At 65.6% G+C, this 25,125-nt stretch carries 25 protein-coding genes; 10 read left to right on the top strand and 15 right to left on the bottom strand.

The genetic code is table 11. The annotated features are described in order from the left end of the window. Positions 1–47 precede the first annotated feature (47 nt). Both CCUG20998_RS01700 and CCUG20998_RS01695 read left to right on the top strand, forming a co-directional pair. A complete protein-coding gene (locus CCUG20998_RS01700) occupies positions 48–1,700 on the top strand; it encodes a PE family protein (RefSeq protein ID WP_020731436.1) in 1,653 nt (550 codons plus the stop codon). Positions 1,701–2,106: 406 nt separating this feature from the next. Further along, positions 2,107–3,876: a PE-PPE domain-containing protein gene (locus tag CCUG20998_RS01695; RefSeq protein WP_036456926.1), complete on the top strand. Its 1,770-nt coding sequence runs from the start codon at positions 2,107–2,109 to the stop codon at positions 3,874–3,876. A gap of 25 nt (positions 3,877–3,901) precedes the next feature. Here CCUG20998_RS01695 and CCUG20998_RS01690 read toward each other — a convergent pair whose 3' ends face one another. From CCUG20998_RS01690 to CCUG20998_RS01655, 8 genes are all read right to left on the bottom strand, one after another. Beyond that, complete coding sequence (locus CCUG20998_RS01690) at positions 3,902–4,870, bottom strand: NADPH:quinone oxidoreductase family protein (RefSeq protein WP_020731434.1); 969 nt, start codon at positions 4,868–4,870, stop codon at positions 3,902–3,904. A 4-nt stretch (positions 4,871–4,874) separates the two neighbouring features. Further along, entirely contained in the window at positions 4,875–5,735 is an 861-nt protein-coding gene (locus CCUG20998_RS01685) for an SDR family oxidoreductase (RefSeq protein WP_011742271.1), read from the bottom strand. Between the two features lie 73 nt (positions 5,736–5,808). Continuing rightward, positions 5,809–7,293, bottom strand: coding sequence for an aldehyde dehydrogenase family protein (locus CCUG20998_RS01680; RefSeq protein ID WP_012392341.1), 1,485 nt, complete (start codon positions 7,291–7,293; stop codon positions 5,809–5,811). 149 nt (positions 7,294–7,442) lie between these two features. After that, a complete protein-coding gene (locus CCUG20998_RS01675) occupies positions 7,443–8,378 on the bottom strand; it encodes an SAM-dependent methyltransferase (RefSeq protein WP_012392340.1) in 936 nt (311 codons plus the stop codon). After that, positions 8,378–9,310 (bottom strand): class I SAM-dependent methyltransferase, encoded by a 933-nt coding sequence (locus CCUG20998_RS01670; RefSeq protein WP_085981891.1) that lies wholly within the window; start codon positions 9,308–9,310, stop codon positions 8,378–8,380. The genes CCUG20998_RS01675 and CCUG20998_RS01670 overlap by 1 nt, the downstream gene beginning before the upstream one ends. Before the next feature lie 22 nt (positions 9,311–9,332). Next, complete coding sequence (locus tag CCUG20998_RS01665) at positions 9,333–10,265, bottom strand: SAM-dependent methyltransferase (RefSeq protein WP_036456923.1); 933 nt, start codon at positions 10,263–10,265, stop codon at positions 9,333–9,335. 145 nt (positions 10,266–10,410) lie between these two features. Beyond that, on the bottom strand, positions 10,411–11,046 hold the full coding sequence (locus CCUG20998_RS01660; protein WP_081651116.1) for a TetR/AcrR family transcriptional regulator: 636 nt from the start codon (positions 11,044–11,046) through the stop codon (positions 10,411–10,413). Next, a complete protein-coding gene (locus CCUG20998_RS01655) occupies positions 11,046–12,032 on the bottom strand; it encodes a pirin family protein (RefSeq protein WP_020731431.1) in 987 nt (328 codons plus the stop codon). Before CCUG20998_RS01655 ends, CCUG20998_RS01660 begins: the two co-directional genes overlap by 1 nt. Before the next feature lie 97 nt (positions 12,033–12,129). Here CCUG20998_RS01655 and CCUG20998_RS01650 point away from each other — a divergent pair, with 97 nt between their 5' ends. Beyond that, positions 12,130–13,575 carry a chloride channel protein gene (locus CCUG20998_RS01650; RefSeq protein ID WP_015354133.1) on the top strand — a complete coding sequence of 482 codons (1,446 nt, stop codon included), beginning with the start codon at positions 12,130–12,132 and terminating at the stop codon, positions 13,573–13,575. Positions 13,576–13,668: 93 nt separating this feature from the next. Here CCUG20998_RS01650 and CCUG20998_RS01645 read toward each other — a convergent pair whose 3' ends face one another. Then, positions 13,669–14,580 (bottom strand): DNA-3-methyladenine glycosylase family protein, encoded by a 912-nt coding sequence (locus CCUG20998_RS01645; RefSeq protein WP_020731430.1) that lies wholly within the window; start codon positions 14,578–14,580, stop codon positions 13,669–13,671. Positions 14,581–14,652: 72 nt separating this feature from the next. On the opposite strand from CCUG20998_RS01645, the gene CCUG20998_RS01640 reads away from it, so the two are divergent. Then, the gene (locus CCUG20998_RS01640) at positions 14,653–15,054 is read left to right on the top strand and encodes a nuclear transport factor 2 family protein (RefSeq protein WP_012392333.1); all 402 of its coding nucleotides are present in this window, start codon (positions 14,653–14,655) and stop codon (positions 15,052–15,054) included. Here the strand turns inward: CCUG20998_RS01640 and CCUG20998_RS01635 are convergent. The 3 genes from CCUG20998_RS01635 to CCUG20998_RS01625 all read right to left on the bottom strand — a co-directional run bounded on the left by CCUG20998_RS01635 (position 15,041) and on the right by CCUG20998_RS01625 (position 17,058). Then, complete coding sequence (locus tag CCUG20998_RS01635) at positions 15,041–15,421, bottom strand: DUF427 domain-containing protein (protein WP_020731429.1); 381 nt, start codon at positions 15,419–15,421, stop codon at positions 15,041–15,043. The genes CCUG20998_RS01640 and CCUG20998_RS01635 overlap by 14 nt on opposite strands. A 111-nt stretch (positions 15,422–15,532) precedes the next feature. Beyond that, on the bottom strand, positions 15,533–16,555 hold the full coding sequence (locus tag CCUG20998_RS01630; RefSeq protein WP_020731428.1) for an NAD-dependent epimerase/dehydratase family protein: 1,023 nt from the start codon (positions 16,553–16,555) through the stop codon (positions 15,533–15,535). Further along, on the bottom strand, positions 16,552–17,058 hold the full coding sequence (locus tag CCUG20998_RS01625) for a nuclear transport factor 2 family protein (protein ID WP_020731427.1): 507 nt from the start codon (positions 17,056–17,058) through the stop codon (positions 16,552–16,554). The genes CCUG20998_RS01630 and CCUG20998_RS01625 overlap by 4 nt, the downstream gene beginning before the upstream one ends. A 156-nt stretch (positions 17,059–17,214) precedes the next feature. Here CCUG20998_RS01625 and msrA point away from each other — a divergent pair, with 156 nt between their 5' ends. Further along, positions 17,215–17,730, top strand: coding sequence for a peptide-methionine (S)-S-oxide reductase MsrA (gene msrA / locus CCUG20998_RS01620; protein WP_012392330.1), 516 nt, complete (start codon positions 17,215–17,217; stop codon positions 17,728–17,730). A gap of 36 nt (positions 17,731–17,766) precedes the next feature. Here the strand turns inward: msrA and CCUG20998_RS01615 are convergent, their stop codons facing one another. Further along, positions 17,767–19,110: a cytochrome P450 gene (locus CCUG20998_RS01615; RefSeq protein WP_038578428.1), complete on the bottom strand. Its 1,344-nt coding sequence runs from the start codon at positions 19,108–19,110 to the stop codon at positions 17,767–17,769. Between the two features lie 129 nt (positions 19,111–19,239). Here CCUG20998_RS01615 and CCUG20998_RS01610 point away from each other — a divergent pair, with 129 nt between their 5' ends. Genes CCUG20998_RS01610 through CCUG20998_RS01600 form a run of 3 tightly spaced genes read left to right on the top strand, consistent with a single transcriptional unit; the run spans position 19,240 to position 21,153 of the window. After that, entirely contained in the window at positions 19,240–19,845 is a 606-nt protein-coding gene (locus tag CCUG20998_RS01610; RefSeq protein ID WP_020731425.1) for a TetR/AcrR family transcriptional regulator, read from the top strand. Between the two features lie 45 nt (positions 19,846–19,890). Further along, a complete protein-coding gene (locus CCUG20998_RS01605) occupies positions 19,891–20,103 on the top strand; it encodes a TOBE domain-containing protein (RefSeq protein ID WP_012392327.1) in 213 nt (70 codons plus the stop codon). Positions 20,104–20,109: 6 nt separating this feature from the next. Beyond that, positions 20,110–21,153 carry a zinc-binding dehydrogenase gene (locus CCUG20998_RS01600; RefSeq protein WP_012392326.1) on the top strand — a complete coding sequence of 348 codons (1,044 nt, stop codon included), beginning with the start codon at positions 20,110–20,112 and terminating at the stop codon, positions 21,151–21,153. A gap of 63 nt (positions 21,154–21,216) precedes the next feature. Here CCUG20998_RS01600 and CCUG20998_RS01595 read toward each other — a convergent pair whose 3' ends face one another. Beyond that, positions 21,217–22,107: an alpha/beta fold hydrolase gene (locus CCUG20998_RS01595; protein WP_020731424.1), complete on the bottom strand. Its 891-nt coding sequence runs from the start codon at positions 22,105–22,107 to the stop codon at positions 21,217–21,219. A gap of 38 nt (positions 22,108–22,145) precedes the next feature. Next, complete coding sequence (locus tag CCUG20998_RS01590; RefSeq protein WP_036456922.1) at positions 22,146–23,387, bottom strand: sulfotransferase family protein; 1,242 nt, start codon at positions 23,385–23,387, stop codon at positions 22,146–22,148. Between the two features lie 28 nt (positions 23,388–23,415). Here CCUG20998_RS01590 and CCUG20998_RS01585 point away from each other — a divergent pair, with 28 nt between their 5' ends. After that, complete coding sequence (locus CCUG20998_RS01585) at positions 23,416–24,015, top strand: TetR/AcrR family transcriptional regulator (RefSeq protein ID WP_020731422.1); 600 nt, start codon at positions 23,416–23,418, stop codon at positions 24,013–24,015. Then, positions 24,012–25,124, top strand: coding sequence for a DUF1214 domain-containing protein (locus CCUG20998_RS01580; protein ID WP_020731421.1), 1,113 nt, complete (start codon positions 24,012–24,014; stop codon positions 25,122–25,124). The genes CCUG20998_RS01585 and CCUG20998_RS01580 overlap by 4 nt, the downstream gene beginning before the upstream one ends. Position 25,125: the final 1 nt, after the last annotated feature.

Here is a 25,125-nt window from a genome sequence, read left to right as displayed (position 1 = left end):
GGCAGCAACAGACCAGAAAGCTTGGGTCGTCGGGAAGGACGAGGCCAATGTCGTATCTGCTCGCTGAGCCGGAATTGCTGGCCTCGGTCGCCACCGAGATCGACGGGATTGGATCGGCGATCAGCACCGCCGGCATGGCCGCGGCCGGCCCGACCTCGAGTCTGCTGGCGGCCGCCGGCGACGAGGTATCGGGGGCTATCGCCAACCTGTTCAGCGTTTATGGCCGGGAGTGCCAGGCCGTCCTCGCACAGGTCGAGGCGTTTCGCAGCGAATTCGCCCAGACATTGGCCGCCGCGGGGGTCGCCTACGCGCAGACCGAGGCCGCCAGCCTCGCCGCCCTGCGCGGCGCGCTGGGAATACCCAGCGCCGCGCCGGCCGTATCGAGCGCGAGCACAATTCCGCCATTCACGGCAAACCTCACCTCATTGTTCTTGGGGCCCACCGGAGTTCCGATTCCCGACGAATCGTATGTGCAAGCCGCCAACAATCTTTTCGTCCGCTCATCCGATATTTTGCGCCCGCTGTATACACCGGAAGAGCTTTATCCACTCACCGGCGTGAAGAGCTTGACCCTCAACGCCTCGGTGGAGGAGGGCCTGACCATTCTCGACAACGCGATCATGGCGCAGCTCAGCATCCCCGGAAACAGCGTCACCGTGTTCGGCTACTCACAAAGCGCGATAATCGCATCGCTGGAGATGCAAAAGCTCGCCGCCCTGGGGCCAAGCGCACCGACCGCATCCCAACTCAACTTTGTGCTCGTCGGCAACGAGATGAACCCGAACGGCGGAATGCTGGCCCGCTTCCCGGACCTATCCTTGCCGAGCCTCGGTTTGACGTTCTATGGCGCCACACCTTCCGATACGATTTACCCAACCGCGATTTATACCCTCGAATACGACGGATTCGCCGACTTCCCACGCTATCCACTGAATTTCATCGCCGACCTCAATGCGGTGATGGGCATCCCCTTCGTACACGTCAAATATCTGGACCTCACCGCGGCACAGGTCGACAGCGCGATCGAATTGCCGACGTCGCCGGGCTACTCGGGCGTCACCAGCTATTACGTGATCCCGACGGAGAATCTGCCGCTGCTAGAACCGCTTCGAGCGATTCCGGTGATCGGCAACCCGCTGGCAAACCTGATCCAGCCGGACTTGAAGGTCATCGTCAATCTGGGCTACGGCGACCCGAACTACGGCTACTCGACCAGCTACGCCGATGTGCGCACGCCGTTTGGCTTGTTCCCCGACGTCAGCCCGGGCACCATCGTGGACGCCCTGGCCGCGGGAACCCAGGAAGGGATCCAAGATTTCACCGCCGACCTGCAAGCCATGTTCGGACAACCGATTCCGACCCCCGAGATCATGCTGCCAACCCCGGCCGACATCCTGGGCAAGTTGTCAGAGCTGCCGTCACCGGCACAGGTGGTGAATACCTTGACCGCGGTGGTCGCAAACGATTACGCGGTGCTGCTACCCACCGCCGACATCGGGCTTGCCGTTGTCACCACGTTGCCCTTGTACAGCACCCAACTTTTCTTCGACCAACTCCTGCAGGGCAACCTCATCGATGCGTTCGGGTACCCGATCGCAGCCACGGTGGGGTTGCTCACGATCGGCGGAGCGGTCGAATTCCTCACCATCGCCGCGGCAGCGCAGACGACTGTGCAAGACATCGGCTCCCTCATCCCCTGAGACCGGCCACCGGCCCACCGGCATGCACCTCCATGACTTCGCCGCACCATGTTTCCGCCCAATCTCACAGAAATGACATCCCGGTTAACGCAAAACCCGGACGCGGGCCCCGGTAGCGCCATAATCTGTCCCTGGCCGCTTCGGCCGAGGTGCGAGTCGCGGCGCGACCGGAAAAGAGGTCCGCTCGCCGGGTAGGACAACCGCCAGGTAGCTACTCGACAAGCCGCAGCCCATCGGCACCCCAGTTCGGGCCGGCCCAACACATCTGACGCACAACGCGCAGCAACACTCACAGGGAAATACACGATGCGGTCGACCGGACAGATTTGCCCCGACAACATGACGAGCCGCGCGACGACCGGCGCGGGACCAAGCGAAAAGCCCTGTATCTGAAGGGAACCCGTCGATGACGTACATGATGGCGCAGCCGCAGCTGTTGGCCTCCGCGGCCGCAGATGTGGAAGGTATCCGTTGGGCGCTGACACAGGCCAATGCCGCCGCGGCCGGGCCGACGACGAGTTTGGTTGCCGCCGCCGCCGACGAGGTGTCCACGGCCGCCGCGAAGCTGTTCGGCGGGTACGCCCTGGAATACCAGTCCGTCATCGGCCACGTGACCGCATTTCATGAGGAATTCGTCCGGACCTTGGCTGCCGCCGGCACCGCATACGCGGGGGCCGAAGCGGTCAATACGGCAACGATCTCCGGTGCACTGGACGCGCTGACCGCCCCCATCCAGTCCCTGCTCGGCGGAGGTGCGGCCTCAACGGTCGCGGCGGGCGGTGCGGCGGTGGCGCCCGCGGCACTGGCCGACCCGTTCGTCGCATTGATCATGGGCGGCAGCGGCACGCCGATTCCGCCGCCGGATTACCTGCAGAACGTCGCCCCCTACATCCCCGGCATGCCCACCCAATTGCTGCCGCTGAACACACCTGAGGGGCTGTATCCGCTCACCGCCATCAAAGATCTGCCGCTGAACACGTCGGTGGCCAACGGCGTTCAAATACTGGACAACGCGCTGTTCGGGCCCCAGGGCCTGATCACCTTGGGCAACAACGTCAACGTCTTGGGCTACTCGCAAAGCGCCGTCGTCTCTTCGCTGGAGATGCGCAATCTGCAAGCACTCGGCAGCCCGAACACCGACAATCTCGCCTTCACCCTGCTGGGTAATCCGATGGCCCCCAACGGCGGCCTGCTGTCGCGCTTCCCCGGGTTGTCGCTGCCTGCGCTGGGTCTGGACTTCTACGGAGGGACACCGTCGAACACCGGCTACGAGCTGAATCAGTACACACTGCTTTACGACGGATACGCCGATTTCCCGCAGTACCCACTCAATTTGTTGGCCGACCTCAACGCATTCGCCGGCATCCAATTCGTCCACGGCGACTACCCGGATCTGGATCCAAACAACCTTCCTGCGGGCTACAACCTGGTGCAGTTGCCGGTCTCCCCGGGCAACAACGGCCTCGAGAACTACTACATGATCACCTACCCGGGCCTGCCAATCCTGGAGCCGCTGCGGGCAATCCCGGTGATCGGCAATCCGCTGGCGGATCTGGTCGAGCCCAATCTCACCTATCTGGTCAACCTCGGTTACGGCGATCCCAATTACGGTTACTCGACCGGGTATGCCGACGTAACGACACCGTTTGGCCTGCTTCCCCCGATCGACCCGGTGGACTTCGCCGGTGCCATGGTCAACGGCACCCAACAGGGTGTGACCGCCTTCGTCAACGACATCAGCGCAATTCCCGCGACACTGCCCAGCCTTTCGCTGCCGGACTTTTCGCAGACCGGCGGTTCGTCGGTGCCGTCGACCTTGCCGGCCGTGCCGACCGTCACGAATGCCTCGATCAACGGATTCATCGACGCCCTCCAGGCGGCCAACACGAATATCGCCAACGCCATCACGAATGTGTCCGCCGACACCTATGCCGCGTTGCTTCCGACCGCCGACATCATCAACACCGTGTTGACCACTGTTCCGTCTTACAACGTCAACCTGTTCCTGGACGGAATCCAGCAGTTCGTCAACGGTGACCCCGTCGGGCTGATCAACGCCATCGGCTATCCGATCGCTGCGGATGTGGCCGTGGCGGCGCTCGCCGGGGGCTTCGAGGTCATCGTCCTGGCCGACACCGCCCAGGAGGTGGTCAGCGACATCGTCGGCGCGTTCTAGGACGGCACGGGCCGGCCCGCACCCGCTACGGCTCCAGAACGATCTTGCCCAGCACGGCGCCGTCGGCCAAACTCTGCAGCGCGGCTTGCGCCTCGCTGAGCGGAAAACGCTGCGGCGGAGGCGGTCTCAGCCCCAGGGAAACCAGGTGATTGAGCCCCCAGGAGAACAAGTACACCGAACCGGGCACCCGGTTGAGGTATTCACCCCACGCGACACCCAGCACGCCGACGTTGCGCCGCAGCAAGCGATTGACCGCGAGCGTCGGGATGCTGCCCGCGGCGAAGCCGATCGCCAGGAGCTTGCCGTCGATCGCCAGCGCGCGAATCGCATCATCGAAGACCGGGCCACCAATCGGGTCGACCACGATATCCACGCCCCGCCCGTGCGTGTGCTTGTGCACTTCCTCGACCCAGCCCTCGGTCAAGGGCAGCACCACATCGGCCCCCACCGAGGCGACATAGTCGATCGCACCCTCCCGGTGCACCACGGCTATCACCTGGCCGGCGCCCATCGCCTTGGCGATCTGGATGGCCGCCGTGCCAACTCCGCCGGCACCACCGAGCACCAACACCGTCTCACCCGGCCGCATCGCGGCCCGGCGAGCCAGCGCGAAGTACATGGTGTTGTAGTTGACCAGCAATGACACCGCTTCGGCGTCATCGAGTTCGGCCGGGCTGCGCACCACGTTGGAAACCGGAACCGCCACTTGTTCGGCGTAGCCACCGAGTACGCCGAACGCCGAAACCCGTTCTCCCACCCGAAAGCCCGACCTCGCGGGCGCCGACCGCACGACACCCGCGGTTTCCAGCCCCGGCACGAACGGCGGCGGCAGCTTCAGCTGATATTCGCCCTTGGTCAGCAGCAGATCCGGAAAGCACACCCCGGCCGCCCGAACGTCGATGACGACGTTGCCGCCGCCATCTGAAACGTCGTCTACCTCGGTGTAGACCAGGCCGGACGGACCAGAAAGCTCTTGTACGACACAAGCTTTCATATAGTTACAGCTTGAATCCGGCTTTTTGCGCGCCGGACAGATCGGTGATCTGAGCCCACTGCGCCGCAATGTCCTGCACCGACGGCGGCGTCTGGAAGTTGGCGCCGTCGTTCTGGAACAGCGCGGCGCGCTGCACCTTGCCGCCGCCGACGATGAACACCGACCCGTTGTCGGCGCACTCCTCGGTGCACAGGTAGGCCACCACGGGCGCGACGAATTCCGGCGTGAGCTTCTCGAGCACCTCGGGGGGCATGATGTCTTGGGTCATCCGGGTGGCCGCGATCGGGGCCACCGCGTTGGAATGGATGTTGTACTTGGCGCCCTCCAGCGCCAGGGTGTTGATCAGGCCAACCAGCCCGAGCTTGGCCGCGCCGTAGTTGGTCTGCCCGAAGTTGCCGAACAGGCCGCTGGTGGAGGTGGCAACGACGACCCGGCCGTAGCTCTGCTCGCGAAAGTGCGGCCATGCCGCACGGACGACGTTGTAGCCACCGTAGAGATGCACCTTCAACACGGCGTCCCAGTTCTCCGACGTCATCTTGTGGAAGGTTCCGTCACGCAGGATGCCGGCGTTGCTCACCACACCATGCACGGCGCCGAACTCGTCGAGCGCGGTCTTGATGATGTTCGCCGCGCCGTCTTCGGTGGCGACGCTGTCGTAGTTGGCGACCGCGCGACCGCCGCCCTCACGGATCTCGGTAACAACCTGATCGGCCATCGCCGATCCGGCGCCCGTGCCGTCGCGAGCCCCACCGAGGTCGTTGACGACCACGCTGGCTCCCTCGCGGGCAAGGGTGAGCGCGTATTCGCGGCCCAGTCCCCCACCGGCTCCGGTGACGACGACGACGCGATCCTGTACTCCGGGCATCAGGTTCCTCTCTGTTGACACGGTCGGGTTCGGCCCGGCACCAGGGCCGAAGCCGTTGGGCATGGGCGTCAGGCTAGAACAGCCTGCGAGCCAGCTTGAAGGCCCGCTCGGTGTAGGGCGGGTAGATGATGTTGGAGAGGTCGGGGCGAGTCGGCTTGGTCAACACCGACTTGCGGTGACTGAACTCATCGAAGCCCCACTTGCCGTGGTAGGCGCCCATGCCCGAAGCGCCGACACCGCCGAACGGCAACTTCGCCGTCGACACCTGGAAGGCGAGGTGGTTGACCATCATGCCGCCCGCGGGCACCTCGTTGATCACCCGTTCGCGGATTTCGCGCGACTTGGTGAACAGGTATGCCGACAACGGCTTGGGCCGTGAGTTGACGAAACCGATGGCCTCATCCAGCGATTTGACGGTAAGCACCGGCAGGATCGGCCCGAAGATCTCGTTGGTCATCACCGGACCGCTCGGATCGGGGTCGACGACCACGGTCGGCTGAATACGCAGGCTCTCCGCCGTGCACTTGCCGCCCACCTCAACCTTGCACTTACCCCCGGCCTTGGCTTCGGATTCGGCCGCCGCGATGTAGCCGCTCAACCGGTCGAACTGGCGCCGGTTGACGATCCGCAGCCCGTCGGGGTCGTCTTGGGAGCGGAACTTGGTGACGGCGGCGCCGATCTTGCCCACGAGTTCGTCCCGAATCGTTGCGTCAGCCAGCACGTAGTCGGGAGCAACACAGGTCTGGCCGCCGTTGAGTAGTTTGATCCAGGCGATCCGCTTGGCCGCGACATCGATGTCGGCGTCGGCGGCGACGATCACCGGGCTCTTGCCGCCGAGTTCAAGGGTGACCGGGGTCAGATGCGGCGCGGCGCCTTCGTAGACCTTGCGGCCGATCTCGGTGCCGCCGGTGAACATCACCCGATCTAGGCCCTGCCCAATCAGCTCCTGGCTCACCGCGCCGTCGCCTTCGATCACCGCAATCGCGTCACGGTCCAGATAGCGAGGCACCAATTCGGCCATCAAACGCGACGATGCCTCGGCGATTTCGGAGGGTTTGAGAACGACGGTGTTGCCGGCCGCGATCGCACCGACCGCCGGACCCAGCGTCAGATAGAACGGATAGTTCCAGGCGCCGATGATCAGCACGGTGCCGTACGGCTCGTACTGCACCCAACCCCGGCCGGGCAACTGCGGCGCTTCGAGCAAGACGTGCTTGCGCCGCATCCACTTGCGTACCTTCTTGGCCGCGTACTTCGCTTCGGCGATGGTCGTTGCGATGTCGGCGATGAACGCCTCTACCGGGTTGCGGTCCAGATCCTCAACCAGCGCTTTGGTGATGGCGTCTTCGTTTTCCTCCATCAACCTTTGCAGCTGCAGCAGTTGCTGCTTGCGCCACTGCACGTTGCGGGTCCGCCCGGAGGCAAACGTCTGGCGTAGCCGGGCGACGGTGGCACCGACATCGGTTGGCTTGGAATCGTCGGACGGGGCTCGAACTCCGCCGGCTCCGTTTGCTCCGCGCTCCTGAGCTTTGGCTGCAACCGATTCGGTGGTCATCATTGTCCTTCCCTTCCGGCGGTGCCCAGGCTACGTCGCGTGGTCGCACACCGGTGATAACCGCGATCCTAGTCACCCGGCCAGCGCAGCAATAGAAAGATCGTGCCGGATCCGAGCATCCGCCCGCACAACGGCAACGGCCGACGGATTCGTCAGGGCTTACCCGCCGTCACGAAACGGTTGACGAACGGTCCTTCCTGCGAGTGCGCCGTCCGGCCCAGCCGGAGGGCTTCCGCGCCCGCCTGGACCGAATCCGTCGTCCAGCCGTGCGCGGCGAACCAATCGGCGGGGTCGGGCTGGCCTTCGTCGTCGAACCACAGGTCAAAGGGATCAAACGAGGTGTCCTGACCGCGGGCCTGGCGCTTGGCGCGCTGCCGGGCCCACCTTTGGGCCCGTTCTTCGGCCGCTCGGCGAGCGTCCTCGTCTACCCCGAACATCTCGACGGCCACCCGGCTGCCGGTCGCACTGTTGGCGTCGATGGCGGTGAACAGCGCGTGTTGGGCGGCCGCCGGCAGAAACGGCAGCAGCCCTTCGGCCAGCCAGGCCGTCGGAAGCGACGTCTGAAAACCCGCGTCACGTAACGCCTGCGGCCAATCGTGGCGCAGGTCGACCGGTACCGCCCGCAGCGCAGCGACCGGTGCGGCGCCATGGCGGGCCAGGGTGTGTTCCTTGTAGTCCAGCACCTTGGGCAGATCGATCTCGTAGACCGTGGTACCGCCCGGCCAGTCCAGCCGGTAGGCGCGGGAATCCAGACCGGCCGCCAGAATGACCACCTGGCGGATCCCGGCCGCTACCGCATCGATGAAGTAGCTATCGAAGAAGTGGGTGCGCACGGCCAGATAGTCGGTCATCTGTTGGGAGTCGACGGTGAAGTCGGGATCATCGTCGTCATCGGTCTGCGCCCACCAGGCGGCGACCTGTTCGCGAACCGCCGCCAGCTCGGGGGTGGAGACCAACGGCTCGGCGAACTGGTCACGGATCAGTGGGGTCTCGCTGGCGGTCTCGGCGGCCCGAGCCAGCGCGACCATCACCGCGGTCGCTCCGACACTGGTCGCGATGTCCCAGGAATCGTCGGCGGTGCGCGGCATTACAGCCGTTCCGCGGTCACGAAGTCGGAGTAGGCCTGCTTGTCGTCGGCCATCGGCACGCCTTCGACCCAGCGCCCCACCCGGTGCATCTCGTCGCAGGCGTTCTGGGCGTTGGCCCGCCAGCCATGCTCGTTGAGCCACTGTCCGAGCAGCGCGCGGTCCGGGTCGTGGTAGATCAGCTCGTGCACGTCGATGGTTTGTTCGAGGCCGAGTGTCTGGGCGACCTTTCTGAATCGCTCCCGCATTTGTTCGCGCCGCTCATCGGCGTGGTTGCCCGCGGTTTCGGCCGCAATGCGGCTGCCCGCGCAGCTGAGTTCGCCAATTTGGGTGAACAGCCGGTCTTGCGCCTCGGCGGGCAGGTACATCAACAAGCCCTCGGCCAGCCATGCGGTTCGCGCGCTCGGATCGAACCCGGCGGCGCGCAGGGCGCTCGGCCAGTCCTGGCGCAGGTCAATGGCCACCTCACGGCGCTCGGCCGCCGGCGTTACCCCGTTTTCGGCCAGGGTGGCCGACTTGTAGGCCAGCACCTGAGGCTGATCGATCTCGTAGACGGTGGTGCCCGCCGGCCAGTCCAGCCGGTAGGCGCGCGAATCCAGCCCCGACGCCAAGATCACGACCTGCCGGATCCCGGCCGCGACGGCGTCGGCGAAGTAGGTGTCAAAGAAGTTCGTCCGGACCGCCTGGTAGCTGCGCATGTGCTCGACGGTGGCGGCGGTTTCGGCATCGATGGCCTCGACTTTGGCCACCATCTCCTGATCGAGCATCGCTTCCCAGATGACCCCGGCATTGGCGTTGGTGACCAGCATCCTGGCGTACGGGTCGCGGATCAGCGGCTCGGGCTTGCTGGTTTCGACGGCCCGGGCCGCTGCCACCATGACAGCGGTCGCGCCGACGCTGGTTCTGATGTCCCACGTGTCGTCGTGGGTGCGCATTGTGCTCATCGCGTCCTCCGCTCTATCGCGAAATCTCGAGTGATGCTCGTAGCAGTGTGGTCGTGATCGCCTCGTCCACCAGGTCCTCGGGAACCGGCCGACCCAGCCGGGCCATCTCTTCCCGGTTGCTCACGCTGTACACCTGCCAGCCGTGATTGACCAGCCATTCGGCCGCGTCCGCGCGGCCCGGTTCACGATAGGTCAACGCCTCGACGTTGATGTCCAGACCCAGCCGGTCGCGCATCCGATTCCAGCGTTGCTTGTTGCCGGTGAGGTTCATCGTGAACGACTCGACGGCGATGCGGCTGCGCGGCGCGCTGAGGTCCGTGATCATCTCGAAGAGTCGGTCCTGGGCATCGCCGGGCAGATATGGCAGCAAGCCCTCGGCCAGCCACGCCGTCGGCCGGTCCCGGTCGAATCCGGCGCGCAGCAGCGCGGCCGGCCAGTCCTCACGCAGATCCACCGCGACCCCATGTCGCGTCGCGGCGGCGGTCACCCCGTATGATTCCAGGATCTCGGCCTTGTACTCCAATACCTTCGGCTGGTCGATTTCAAAGACGACGACCTCGGGCGGCCAGTTCAAGCGATAGGCCCGGCAATCCAGCCCCGCAGCAAGGATCACCACTTGCCCAATGCCGGCACCGGCAGCGGCGGCGAAGTACTCATCGAAGAAGTGGGTACGCACCGCTTGGTAGTCACAGCCAAGCCGGTGCAGGCGTTGCCCGTGCGGGTCGTCATCGAGCCAGCCGATGTCGGGATCGGCCAACCGGGCCCACGCCGGGCCGGCCGATGACACCAGGATCGGGGCGAACTCGTCGCGAATCAGGGGATTGGCACCGGCCGTCTCGACCGCCCGGGCGGCGGCGACGCCCAATGCGGTCGCGCCAACACTTTCGGTGACGGTCCAGCTGTCACCATCACTACGCAGGGAGTCGACCTCATCAAGTTCTGTCATGACCAAACCATGCTACCTAGTAAGTTAGGCAACCTATACTCTGTGTGGCCCAGGTCACGGCAAGCCGATCCACCGTTGGGGGCTACAACTGGGCCGACACCGCTAATTGGCCAGTAATCCAGCAATTACGCCTGCGACCGCTCCGCTAGGACCGCGGCTTCCACAGCGTGCCGGCCATCATCTTGCACAGCGTGTCCAGGATGTTTTCCATGTCCCGGTAGCTGCCCACAAACCCGGCATAGAAGCCCACGCCGCACAGCAGGACCAACAACGCCTCCGCCAACTGAGACGCGTCAACCCCCGCCTCGAGTTCCCCCCGCTGGATCGCATCGCGAACGGCGGTGTCCAGAAATTCACGGGTGGCCGCGACCGCGTCGTGGTCACTGCGCCGCAATTCCGGATGACGCTGCGATTCGAGCACGGCCGTGGCCAGGAACGCCGTGGTGGCAGGATGGGAGGCATCGGCCTCCTTCGCCACCATCACGAACGCGCACAGCTGCCCCAGCAGGGTCTGCACCGAGCGAGCCCGTTCAACACCGGCGGCGACGACCAGTTCGTTGGTCTGAACCACCACTTCGCGATACAGAGCCTGCTTGCTGGCGAAGTAGTGATTGATCGCTGGCCGGGTCAAATCGGCGCTGATAGCAATCGCCTGGAACGTCGCCCCGTCATATCCGCGTTCACTGAACACTTCGCGGGCAGCACCAACGATGCGCCGGCGGGTGTCGTCAGCTTTCGCCGCGGGGGGACGGCCTGGACCTCGGCTGGCCGTTAACTGCATCACTCGAGTGTGCCACCGCCACGATGCGGCTCCAGCGCGTTCGCCGGGATGCTACGGAACTTCCCAGATTGATAATCCTCGAAGGCCTCGATCACTTCGGCCTTGGAATTCATCACAAACGGCCCGTAGTGAACGACCGGTTCCCGGATCGGGCGACCGCCCAAGATGAGCAGCTCAAGAGCCGTACCACGATATTTGTCCGACACAGAGTCGGCGACGACGGTAATCCGGTCCCCGGCACCCATGACCGCCAGTTGCCCCTGGTGAATTGGGTGGCCGGCCGGCCCCACCGCGCCACGGCCGGCCAGAACGTACACCAGCGAATTTAGATCACGCTGCCATGGAATGTTCAGCTGAGCACCAGCGTGGACAGTCGCATGCGCGAGGGTGATCGGCGTATGGGTGATTCCGGGCCCGCGATGGCCGTCGATCTCGCCGGCGATAAGGCGAACCAGAGCCCCACCATCCGCGGACGCGAGCAGCTCAACGTCGCCGCCTTCGATGGCCTGGTAGCGCGGTGGCGTGAACTTCCTTTTCCGCGGCAGATTCACCCACAGCTGAATGCCGTGGAACGTTCCGCCGCGCAAGACGGTATCGACAGGTGGTGTTTCTATATGTAGGATGCCCGATCCGGCCGTCATCCATTGCGTCGCACCGTCGGTGATCAGGCCTCCGCCGCCATGAGAGTCCTGGTGCGCGAGTTTCCCGTCGATCATGTAGGTGACCGTCTCGAACCCTCGGTGCGGATGCCAGTCGGTGCCCCGAGGCTCTCCCGGCTCGTACTCCACTTCGCCGATCTGGTCCATGTGCACGAACGGGTCCAGGGCGGCCATGCCGACCCCCGCAAAGGCCCGGACCACCGGGAATCCCTCACCCTCGTAGCCGCGCGGGCCGGATGTGATCGAACGGACCGGACGCTCCGTGTCGACGGGCCGGGGCGGACGCACCCGGGGCAACGTGAGCGTGTCTGCGGTAACAGCGGGCATCACTACCTCCTATTCAAACGACTACCGGTATAACCGGACTAGAGTCCGCTTATTCCGGTCTGTCATAGGATGGCCAAATGCTTGTCAGGGCCGTGCTGTGAGCGACCAGAAACCAAACCCCAACGAGTCAACAGAGGTGTCTCCCGCCGCCGCCGGCGGGAGATTCGGCGCCTCGATCAGGAATGCCGGCTACCTACAAAAATGGTTCCTGTTGGGCATCACGATCGGTGGGATCGCCGGGCTTGGCGCGGTGGTCTTCTATCTCGCGCTGAAATACACCGGCGAGTTTCTGCTCGGTTACCTTGCGGACTACCACATCCCGACGCCGGTCGGGGAGGGCGGCAGCCACGGCTCCAGCGGTTTCGTGCGCCCCTGGGCGATTCCGCTGATCACCACCGGTGGTGCGCTGCTCTCGGCATTCATCGTGGCCAGATTCGCGCCGGAGGCCACCGGGCATGGCACCGACGAGGCCATCGAGGCGGTACACACCAATCCCCGCAGCATCCGCAGCCGGGCGGTCCTGGTGAAGATGGTGGCCAGCGCGCTGACCATCGGATCGGGTGGTTCAGGTGGCCGGGAAGGCCCCACCGCACAGATCTCGGCCGGCTTCTGTTCCTTTCTGACCCGCCGGTTGGGCCTATCCGACGAGGACGGCCGGACCGCGGTGGCCCTCGGTATCGGTGCGGGCATCGGCGCTATCTTCGCCGCGCCGCTGGGCGGAGCGGTGCTGGCCGCATCGATCACCTACCGCGATGACTTCGACTACCGCAGTCTGTTGCCCGGTTTCATCACCTCCGGCACGGCGTACGCGGTGCTGGGCGCGTTCATGGGTTTCGACCCCCTGTTCGGCTACATCGACGCCGAGTATCGCTTCGAAAAGGCCTGGCCCCTGCTGTGGTTCGTGGTGATCGGGGTGGTCGCCGCGGCCATCGGCTACCTGTACGCGCGGGTGTTTCACGCGTCGGTGGGACTTGCGCACCGCCTGCCCGGTGGTCCGGTCATCAAGCCGGCGGTCGGCGGACTGCTGGTCGGGCTGATGGGACTCTTGATTCCCCAGATCTTGAGCAGTGGCTACGGCTGGGCGCAGCTGGCGGCCGATCGCAATGCACTCATGGCAATCCCGTTGTGGATCATCATCGTCTTGCCGGTCGCCAAGATCCTGGCCACCTCCCTGTCGATCGGAACCGGTGGCTCCGGCGGGTTGTTCGGCCCGGGAATCGTCATCGGCGCCTTCGTGGGAGCCGCGATCTGGCGACTGGGCGAGCTAACCGGGCTGCCCGGTGTGCCAGACGCACCGGGAATCTTCGTCGTCGTGGCGATGATGACCTGTTTCGGCAGCGTCTCACGTGCCCCACTGGCCGTCATGATCATGGTCGCGGAAATGACCGGCTCCTTCTCGGTGGTGCCCGGGGCCATCCTCGCGGTCGGGATCGCATCGCTGTTGATGTCTCGCACCAACGTCACCATCTACGAAGCGCAACGGCTCAATCGCGAAACCGCCGAAGCCGAACGCGCAGCCAGGGCCGCCGACCGCGGAAACTGACGCGACACCGCGGGATTGGGCCGCACATCGGCGCCGGTTGCCGGGTCTTCGCGTCTGAGCCCCGATGGGGCCCCGACGGCTGCCGCGACATCTTCAGAGCGAGCGGATGTTCTGCACCGGTAGCCGCGGCCCGCGGCGGGGCTCGCGCGCCAGTCCGCTGGCCTCGAGCAACCGAACCACCCGATGCCGGTGAGGCCGCATCGGTTCCAGCAGCTCGAGCATGCCGGCGTCATCGACCGGATGGCCCAGCAACGTCCAGCCGATCATCTTCGGGATGTGGTAATCCCCCACCGATACCGCATCAGCATCACCGAACGCGCGTTGCACGGTCTCGGCGGCAGTCCACACCCCGACGCCGGGCAAGCTCGTCAGCGCGGCCAGGGCCTCCCCCGCGGGCCGCGTGACAAGCCGTTGCAGTGCCGACGCCCGCTGCGCGCAGCCCACGACCGTCCGTGCCCGCCCGGGATCGACGTTGGCGCGGTGAAACTCCCAGGACGGAATGGCCCGCCACGCATCCGCCGACGGCGGCACCCGCATCCCGTCCGGCGCCGGACCGGGGGCCGGGGTCCCATACCGCGTGACCAACAACCGCCAGGACCGAAACGCCTCCGCGCCGGGCACCCGCTGCTCGATGACCGCGGGAAGCACCGCCTCCAGCACCTGTCCGGTGCGCCCCAACCGCAAATTCGGCAGCCGTCGGTGCGCGGCGGCAACCGTCGGATCCCGCGGAACGAAATCCGCGGCGTCGTCGTCGGCACCCAGCAACGCCGGTAGCCGATCGATGAATTCCTCGGCGCCGCTCCCCCAGGCCTCGCAATGAGCGGTATCGGGCGCGCAGCGGCTGAACCGGGCGGCGACGGGGCCGGAGCCCAGCAGGCTGGTACGCCAGATCGTGCCGTCCCCCGGGACCCGAAAGCACGGGTCCCCGCGGCCGCGGCGAAGCGGCGCCAGGGTGTGCCCGAACCCAGCGGCCCCAGCGAACGTGACCGTGCGCTCAATCTTCACCTGAGAACTCCGTATTCCGACGGCCCGGTCAATTGACCGCAAACTGGCTTCCGAGACAGGATGACTTACGTGATGACGCCGTTCGATGACCCGCAGGCAGAACTGGCGTGGATGTTTCTGCAAAGTATGTGCGAGGGCGGGGATCTAGACGAGGGTTTCGCGCTGCTCAGCGACGATTTCACCTACTGGAGCATCATCACCCGCAGCGCGTTCGAAAAGGATGCGCTGCGCCGCGCGGTGGAACAACGCAAGAAGGTCTTCGAGATCAACATCGACCTGCGGCGCTGCGTCAACGAGGGCGAAACGGTGGTGATCGAGGGACAGTCCGAGGGCATGACGGCCACCGGCGTGCGCTACGACAGCCCGTTTGTCTGCATCTTCGAGACCAAGGACGGGCTGATCGTCTCGCTGCGGGAATACAGCGACACCCAGTCCTTCGCGGCGGTGTTCCCGGCCGGCGCTAATCCGGTATGACGCTGATTTCTGCCTTGTTGGGGTAGAAGGCGACGTGCCCGGCGATCTCGGCAACCGCGGGATAGGGCTGTTCATAAGTCCAGATCACATCCGCGACGGTGTCGCCGGTGCTGGTGGTCACGCTGTAGTAGCTGGCATCACCCTTGAACGGGCAATAGCTGCTGGTGTCGGTGCGGGTCAACCGGTCGGCAACCACGTCAGCACGCGGAATGTACTGCACCGCAGGCAAAGTAGCCTCGCGCAATTCCAGTGCCGCGGCGGTGTCGGCAATGAGCTCGCCGTTGACCCGCACCTGAACCCGTCCCTTGGTCGGCTCGATGGTGATCGGGTGCCCCGCCGAGGGCTCTAGAACTTTTCGATGGCTCATGGTCAGTACCTCCTCGGATCCGAGTCTTTGGTCTGCAACGCTCGATGGCGTTGCAGACTTCCCACCTTTGGTCCGGTGTTCGCACCGCTCGGGCGACGCGAGCCCGCGCGGCTACTCCGACTGTCCCGTCCTGGCGCCTTGGGTGTTCTTGCGCATCGACGCCCAGAACCGCGCTGCCTCGCGTATCGATTCCTCGACGGGCCGCGGCTGCCAGCCCAACTCGCGCACCGCCTTGGCGTGGTCGACCTCGGCCTCGGCGCGCATCATCCGCACCGATTCCAGGCTGAGTTCGGCGTCTTTGCCGGTGAGCCGCGCCCGCAAGCTGCCCAGCGCACCCAGGGCATAGAGCATCGGCACCGAGATCGTCCGTTGCGGCGGTGCTACCCCGGCCTCGTCGGCCGCGATCCGCACCACCTCTTTCAACGCGATCATCCGCTCGGAGATCAGATAGCGCTGGCCGCTGCGCCCGCGTTCGGCGGCCAGGATCATCGCCCTGGCCGCATCGTCGACACCCACCACTTCCAGCTTGATGCCGTTCATCAGGAACGGCAGCTTGCCGAACACCGCACCGGCGATGAAGGCGCCGTGGGGGGTGCGGCCCCAGTCGCCGCTGCCGTAGGTAGTCGAGACGCACATCGCCACCGCGGGCAGTCCATGTTGGGCCACGTAGTCCATGACGAGATCTTCGGCCTGAACCCGGGATTGGACGTAGGACGAGACCCGCCGTGACCCGATCCGGTCCTCCTCGGTCGCCACGTGCCCATGCCGACGATCCACCGTCGCATAGCTGCTGGTGAACACGAAGCGGCGCAGGCCGGCGTTCTTGGCGACGTCGAGGACATTGCGCAGGCCTTCGACGTTGGTGTGAAAAAGCGGCGCCGGGTCGCGTAACCAGGCGCGCGCGTCGACCACGCAGTAATAGACGTCGTCACAACCCTGCATCGCCTCGCGCACCACGGCCGTGTCGAAGATGTCGCCATGGAATCGGGTGACCGGCAGGTCGTCGATGCTGCGGGTGTTGGCGGTGGGCCGCACCATCACCCGTACCTGCGCGCCATCCTCGATCAGCATGCGGGTGACGTGCGAGCCGAGAAACCCATTGGCGCCGATGACGAGTTTGGGCCCCGCACTCATTGCGAGCCCCCGTACCGCTGCATCCAGTTCGCGGCGGCTTCATCGATCGTGCCCAGCTCCGCGGCCTTTCGGCACCACTTCAGCCCGGCTCGCAGAAAGCGCAGCGGGTTGTAGATATCTTCTTGACGGCACCACTGGCCGTCGCCGGCATAGGTGATGATCGAAATGTTGGTCGCGCTGATCACGCTGCCGTCACCCGGATCGCGCATCGGGTTGTCCAGTTCCAGAATGATCCGTCCGGTGGACTCGTCGATGACCGACCACAACGACGGGAACGCCACCATGTGACTGCCCGGAAAGGTCGTCATCGTTTGCCAAATCCAGGCGCGCACTTGCTCGCGGCCGTGCATCGTGCCGGCCGCATGTTCGATGTACTCGACGTCTGGCGTGTAGTGCTGCACCCAGGCATCCCAATCCCGCGACGCGGCCGCGCGGGCAACGGTGTCCTCGAACTTCTCGAAGGCCGCCGCCAGTTCGCTGCGAGAAAACTCCGGCCCACTCACGACAAGACCGATCTGCTGGAAAAGCGAATTTCTTGGCCGGCATCGGATCTCACGTCAAGCTTTCTGACACCGTTACACCACATCGCCGGAGTGTAGCCTGGGAACGGCCTGGGTCCCTGGGGTACCCGGAGTACCCGGCTGGCGAGGAGGACCACGATGACGAGCCCGCAAAAGGCAATACTGGCCGGTGGCTGCTTCTGGGGAATGCAAGACCTGATCCGCAAGCAGCCCGGTGTGATCGCGACGCGAGTCGGCTACAGCGGCGGCGACGTCGCCAACGCGACGTACCGCAACCACGGAACTCATGCCGAGGCCGTCGAAATCATCTTCGACCCCCAAGCCACCGACTACCGCACACTGTTGGAGTTCTTTTTCCAGATCCACGATCCGACGACGCCGAACCGCCAGGGCAATGACCGCGGCACCAGCTACCGGTCGGCCATCTACTACCTCGACGACGAGCAGAAACGAGTCGCGCTGGACACCATCGCCGATGTCGAAGCGTCCGGCCTGTGGCCCGGCAAGGTGGTGACCGAGGTAAGCCCGGCCGGGGACTTCTGGGAGGCGGAGCCCGAACACCAGGATTACCTGCAGCGTTACCCCAGCGGTTACACCTGCCACTTCATCCGGCCGGGGTGGAAGCTGCCGCGACGGGCCACCGCCGGCCAATAGCCGCGGCGCCGCTGGCCCTGAAGCCCGGCCCCGGGATCAGCGACGGTGCACCACAATCCGGCCACCGTTCTTGGGGGTGTAGGCCACACCCCGGCAAAACAGCCGCTCGCCGGCAGCGGTGGTCGGTTCGATGGTGAAGTTGCGCAGCACCGCTCGCAGCACCACGTCCATTTCCATGTTGGCGAACGCGGCACCCACGCACCGCCGGGTTCCGCCACCGAACGGGATCCACCCGAAGGTGGACGGTCTACCACCGATGAAACGCTGCGGATCGAAGCGCTGCGGGTCTGGGAAAATGTCGGGATTGGCATGCATCTGCGCGATGTTGACGAGGATCGATTGCCCGCGCGGAATCATCCACTGGCCAAGCTGGTACTGCGGCGCATAGACGTGCCTGGCCGCGAAATCGATGACCGTCCTGGCTCGCTGCACTTCCAGGATGGTGGCCTGGCGTAGCTCGCCCCCCGCATTTTCGGCCTGTCCGGCATCGCCCGCCTCGGCCACCAGGGCCGCCAGCAGATCAGGGTGGCGGGTCACCCGCTCAAACGCCCACGACAACGTGGACGCCGTCGTTTCATGCCCCGCCGCCAGCAATGCCAGGAGCTCGTCGCCAATATCCTTGCGCGACATGCGTGAACCATCGTCGTAGGTGCTGCGCAGCATCAGGGCCAGCACGTCGGTCCGATCCGAGAAGTTCGGGTCCGACCGCTCCTGGTCGATCAGCCTGTCGATGATCACGTCGTACTGGCGCCGATACTCGGCGAGCCGACCCCACGGGCTGAAGCGGCCGTATCGCCGCTTCGGCTTCGGCATCGACGCCAGCCGTGAGCCCAGTGTGGTCCAGGGCGGAATGATCCGGCGCAGTTCGTCGAGTTCGGCGCCATCGGCACCGAAGACCGCGCGCAGGATCGCGTTGAGGGTGATACGCATCATCGAGGGCAGCGTCGGGAAAAGTTGCCCCTCAGGCCAATTGGCGGTTTCGCGCAGGGTCTCTTGTTCGATGATGGTTTCGTAGTTCTTCATGCTCTTGCCGTGAAACGGCGGCGCCAATAGCCGCCGCCGGCGGCGGTGGTCGTCCCCGTCGAGCCCGAACACCGAGCCAGACCCGAACATCCGACTCAAATTGGGCTGGATGTTGCCTAGGTCCTCCGGGCTGGCGGTGAAGACCTGCTTGGCCAGTTGCGGGTCGTTGACCACCACGATGTGGCCATAGATCGGGACGTTGAGTGCGAAAACGTCGCCGTTGCGGCGGCTCAGCCAGTCCATCATCCGCCGCCGGGAGGTGGCAAAGGCCAGGCCCTGTAACAACTTCGGAATTCGGGTCGCTTGCGCCATTTTGACCGCCGGCACTGCCGGTGCGTCGGAGATCGCTTGATTCATGGGGGTATCGCTCCCAACACTCGCCCCCGAAACGGGGTTGGTACCACCGTGTACCACTCGCTTTTCTAGTACGGTACTCTTTGGTACCAGTCCTGACAAGGAGTTCGGGTCGACCGAGGAGGCGCGCTCGTGACGGCAGCTGCTAGCAGCCCGGCGGCCCTGGACAGCGACCCGTTTCGGCAGCGCCTGCTCGAGGGCTTGGTCGCCTCGATCGGCGAACGTGGCTACCACGCCACCACCGTCGCCGACATCGTGCGCCACGCGCGAACCTCCAAACGCACGTTTTACGACCGGTTCGAAAGCAAGGAGCAGTGCTTCCTGGACTTGCTACGGGCCGACAACGAGCGACTCGCCAAGCGGATCCGCGCGGCCGTCGATCCCGAGGCGGACTGGCAGGCCCAGATTCGCCAAGCCGTCGAGGCCTACGTGAGCCACATCGAATCCCGGCTGGCAGTCACCTTGAGCTGGATCCGCGAATTCCCCTCCCTGGGGCCCATCTCCTACCCCGTCCAAAGGCACGGGATGAACCTGCTGACCAGCCTGCTCGTCGAGCTCAGCGCCAGCCCCGGATTCCGGCGGGCCGGCTTGCCCGCGGTGCCCGGGCCGCTGGCGGTGATCCTGCTGGGGGGTTTGCGTGAACTGACCGCGCTGACCGTCGAGGACGGACGAGACATCCGGGAAATCGTCGAACCGGCGGTGGCTGCGTCCATCGCATTGGTCGGCCCACGGCACTAGGCTCGGTGCCCGACTGTGTAGCTCTAGTAGACGGAGGACCCAACGATGCGGCTGTCGACCCGAAACCAGCTCAAGGGCACCATCATCGAGGTGGATCTCGGCGCCGTGATGGCGGTTGTGAAGGTGCGGCTCGACGGCGGCGACCAGGTCATCACCTCCTCGGTCACCAAGGATGCCGCGACCGACCTCGGCCTCGCGGTCGGCCAGCCGGCGACGGTGTTCATCAAGTCCACCGAAGTCACAATCGGGGTCGAGTAGTCCGACATGGCGGCCACGATGCGAGCCGAGCGCTTCTACGCCGATTCCAAAACAGTTGTACTCGAAGATGTTCCGATACCGGAGCCGGGGCCGGGCGAGGTCCTGGTCAAAGTGGCCTACTGCGGGATCTGCCACTCCGATCTGAGTCTGATCAATGGCACCTTCCCCACCCAGGCACCGGTGGTGACCCAGGGACACGAGGCGTCGGGCACCATAGCCAAACTCGGCCCCGAGGTGGACGGCTGGTCGGAGGGCGACCGCGTTGTGGTGGCCGCCGGCCGGCCGTGCCAGAGCTGCCCGAACTGCCGCCGCGGCGACACCGTGAATTGCCTGCGGATCCAGCTGATGGCGTTCGCTTACGACGGGGCGTGGGCGGAGTACACCGTGGCACAGGCGGCCGGTCTGACCCGAGTGCCCGACAACGTTTCGCTCGACCAAGCCGCGATTCTGGCCGATGCGGTGTCCACACCGTTCGGTGCGGTGGTGCGGACCGGCAAAGTGGCCGTCGGGGAATCGGTCGGGGTGTGGGGCGTGGGCGGTGTCGGAACCCACATCGTGCAACTGGCCCGTTTGGTCGGCGCGGTGCCGGTGATCGCCTTGGACATCAATCCCGTGGTGCTCGACCGTGCGCTAGAACTAGGCGCCGACTACGCCTTCGACTCCCGCGACGACCAACTGCACGACAAGCTCGCCGAGATCACCGGCGGCCGCATGCTCGACGTGGCGTTCGACGCGGTCGGCCTCAAAGCCACCTTCGAGCAGGCGCTCGGATCGCTGACCGCCGGAGGCCGGCTGGTCGGTGTTGGCATGAGTGCCGAATCACCGACCGTCGGCCCCACCTCGATGTTCGGGCTGACCCACAAGCAGGTACTCGGTCACCTCGGCTACCAGAACGTCGACATCGAAACCCTGGCGAAGCTGGTTTCACTTGGGCGCCTGGATCTCTCGCGCTCCATCAGCGAGATCGTCCCGCTTGAAGACCTGCCGTTGGGTATCGAGAAGCTGGAACGCCAGGACGGCAACCCGATCCGCATCCTGGTCCAGCCCTGACGAGCACGCGCCTCCACGACACTTAAACCACGCACACGACGCGCCGAGAAGTGGCGCAACGGTTTAAGTCTCGATACGAAGGAACGCGCGCAGCCGGTCCAGTACCAGATCCGGCCGCTGCTCGACGATCCAATGGCCCACCCCGTCGACGAACTCGACCTCGAAATCGCTGATGCGGTCCTCGTATCCGCGCAACAGCTGCGGGGTGAGCACCGGGTCTTCGGTGCCGTGTAACCAGCGCACCGGAACATCAACCCGAGCGTCGGCGTATTCGCCGCGCATCCAGGGCAACGCTTCCGAACTCTGGAACGTGCGATACCACCGTGAGCCCGCCACCGCGTGCCCGGGCTGGCGCATGCGTTCGACATACATGCGAACATCCTCGTCGGCAATGGTGAATCCCCCACCGACCCAAGACGTCAGCACCCGAAAGTAGCGAGCCTTGGGATCCGCGATCACCCGGGGGCCGATGACCGGCAGCATGATGGGGATCTGATACCAAAACCGCCAGATGTCGCGCACCATGCCAAGATCGCGCGGGAACCACGGCGCCGCGGTGTTCATTCCGAAGAATCCGGTCACCTTGGCCGGGTAGCGCAGCATCATGATGAACGCCACCGGGCCACCCCAGTCGTGGGCGACGAGGCGCACCGAGGCGATGCCCAGCCGATCCAGCACACCCGCCAGATCGTCGGCCATCTCCTTTTTGGTGTAGCGCGAGCGCGGAGCCGAACTCCATCCGGCGCCACGCAAGTCGGGGCACAACACCCGATACCCGTCCGCGGCCAGCGGACCGATCAGCTCGTGCCATTCCCACCAGTTCTCCGGAAAGCCGTGCACCAGCATCACCGCCGGGCCATCGGCGGGGCCGGCGTCTGCGACATGGATGGTGATGCCACCGTCGAGATCGACAAACCTGTGCTCGACACCATCGAGGGCGGGAAGAGTGCTCATGTGTTGAGAAGGTAGTGGACGCGGCGGGTCCCGGTCGGCTAACCGAGGAACCGCTTCAGGTAGGGCGCAAAGCGTTCCCTCAGACTCTCCTCGGTCAGCCCGAACATCTCGCAGGATGTCTGCACGGCGCCCAGCCGGCCTCGTTGATGGCCCGCGAGGTAGCCGGCCGTTGCGGTGCGCACCGAGTCGGTGAATGGCTCGCCGGCCAGCGCATATATCCGCTCCGCGACGCCGACCTCGTCGGCCATGAAGTCGTCGAACCGGATATCGATCGAGCGCTCGGGACCGATGGTGTCGCGATCGCGCACGAGTGTGGCGAGCATCCGGTCGAGGCGATCGACCCAGTAGTGGGCGATCCGCTCGACCGGGACCGGCCAGCGGTGCATCCGGGCCGAGTAGGTGATCATCGCGAGCATCGACAACGCCACCGGCACCGGGTCACGGTGCGTGAACAACACGATGCTGCCCGGGAACACCCGATCCAGCACCGGAACCTGTTCCAGATGCTGGGGCGACTTGAGCAGCCAGCGCCGGCCGCCACGCAGGAATTGCATCGCCTTGAGCTGGGTAGCCAGGTATTGATAGTGCGGCGTCTGGTCGTGGGTCTGGTAGTAATCGCGCCAGCGGGGAACGTGGCCAAGCGTTTCGAAGAGCATCGTCGAGAAGTCATTGGCCAGCAGTTGGATCTCTTCGTGGACGTGGTCGGCGGTCATCTCGTGCATCAGCGCAAAGTGCGGCATCACGGTGTTGATGACCCCGACCGCCACATCCATGCGGACCCGCCGCGGGTCCGGCTCCACCCCCGCCTCTTGGCGCAGGGGAAACGGCTCCACGCTCTCCCAGTACGGCATGGTCCGGAACGTGGTCGGCGCCGCGAGCATGTTGTGCAGGTGGGTGGTGCCGGTGCGGGGCAGACCAGCTATCACCACCGGCGGTTGCAGTTCGATGTCGTCGATCTCCGGATGCCGGTGGCGCAGTTCGCTCAACAACAGCCGGTTCTTCAGCAGCTGCAATAGCTGCCCATAGAAGTTGACCACTCCGGCCGGCTGCATCCCGTCGATCTCGGCCAGGGCGGCCAGATAGACGTCGAGCCTTTCCCGGTAGTCGTCGTCGCCGAAATCGTGCAGCCCGGTGTCGGCGCTGGCCTTTGCGTGCAGCGCGTCGGAATCCAACGAACAGTCCGGGGCGAGGGCGGCCATCATGTCGAGGATCTGCTGAGCCTCGGCGCTGAACCGGGGCCGGGACAGATCGTCGAGGCGCACGAGCGCGGCTTTCGTCATGGCAACTTATGTTACTCTGAGTTTCGTAATGGTAGTTGATTTTGGCCGGCCCCGTGACCCGCGCATCGACGGCGCCGTGCTGCGCGCGACGGTCGAGCTGCTCGCCGAAACCGGATACGCCGGGCTGCTGGTCTCCGCCATCGCCAAACGCGCCGGCACCAGCAAGCCCGCGATCTACCGGCGCTGGCCCAGCAAGGCGCACCTGGTGCATGAGGCGGTGTTCCCGATCGACGCCGTCACCGCCGTCCCCGATACCGGATCACCGGCCGACGATCTACGCGAAATGGTGCGGCGCACGACGGCCGTGCTGAGCACCCCGGCCGCCAAGGCGGCCCTGCCGGGGCTGATCGGCGAGATGGCCGCCGACCCAACGCTGCATTCCGCGCTGCTGGTGCGATTCGGCGAGATCTTCGGGCGTGGGCTCACCACCTGGCTGGACAATGCCGCGGCCAGGGGCCAGGTCCGGGCCGATGTCACCGCAGCCGAACTGGCCGAGGCGATCGCCGGCATTGTCCTGATCGGTCTGCTGACCCGCCCGGGCGAACTCGAGCCCGGCGTCGGGGACGCCTGGATCGACCGCACGACGACGTTGCTGCTGAAAGGAATCCGGAAAGGAACCCCGCAATGACATACGAGTCGACCGCCGCGTGGCAGGAGCTGCTGGACACCCTGCGCACTCTGGACAGCTCGTTCCTCGAGGGAGAGCGCGCCGTCACCGACGACCGTCACGTCGCCGACGGCTACCGCATGCTCGCCACCACGCTGGGCGTCGCCTTCGACGCCTACCTCTTTCCCGAGCCCGGTCGGCCCCAGTTCGTCGCGGTGAACACGCCGTTTCGCCGCGACCGCCGATGGGGCGGCGACAACACCGACGCCTACTACTTCATGTGCCCGGTCGACCCCGATCGCCGCTACCGCATCAGCGGCAACAAGGGCGACAGCGTGTACTTCTCGGTGACGGCCTACAACGAACCAGCACCGGGCGCGTGGTCAGACCGGATCGTTGCGATCGTTCGCGATGGCGATCTCGACGTCGACGCCGACGGCAACTTCTCCTTCGAACTGGGCCCCACCCCCGACGCGGCGGTGTTGATGACCCGCGACTACCAGGCCAACCCACTGACCGGGCGCCCGATCACCTGGCACATCGAGGCGCTCGACGAGCCCGACCCGATCCGACATGCAGATCCGCAGACCGCTGCCGGCCTGCGGTCGGTTGCGACCTGGTTGCGCACCATGTTCGCCATCATGCCGCTGCCCGTTGGGACACGGGACCAGGACTTGCCAGACGAACACGCGCTTGGGCACAACACCGCCCACGCCGCGAACCAATTCGCCGACCCCTACCAGGTGCCCGACGCCAACTTCGGCTGGTCGGCACGCGACGCCTGCTACTCCTACGGCAGTTTTGTGCTCGACGACGACGAGGCGCTGGTCATCACGCACCGACCGCCGTCGTGCCGGTTCTGGAACCTGGTGGTGTGGAACCAGTTCATGGCCACCTGTGGCGCCGCCGATGCCCGGTGCTCGGTCAACGGCCACAGCGCCATCGCCAACAGCGATGGCTCGGTGACCGTGGTGCTCTCCCGCGGGGTCACCGCACACCCGAACTCGCTGACCGCGCTGGACTATCCCCGCGGCAATCTCGCATTCCGCTGGTTTCTCGCCGACGGCGTGCCGGCGCGGCCGGAGGTGAAGCTGGTGAAGCTCGCCGATGCCCCGACCGAGGTGGCTTGAG

The organism is Mycobacterium marinum, assembly GCF_003391395.1.
In the GTDB taxonomy this organism is placed as follows: domain Bacteria; phylum Actinomycetota; class Actinomycetes; order Mycobacteriales; family Mycobacteriaceae; genus Mycobacterium; species Mycobacterium marinum.
This window is presented reverse-complemented; position numbering and strand designations above follow the sequence as displayed.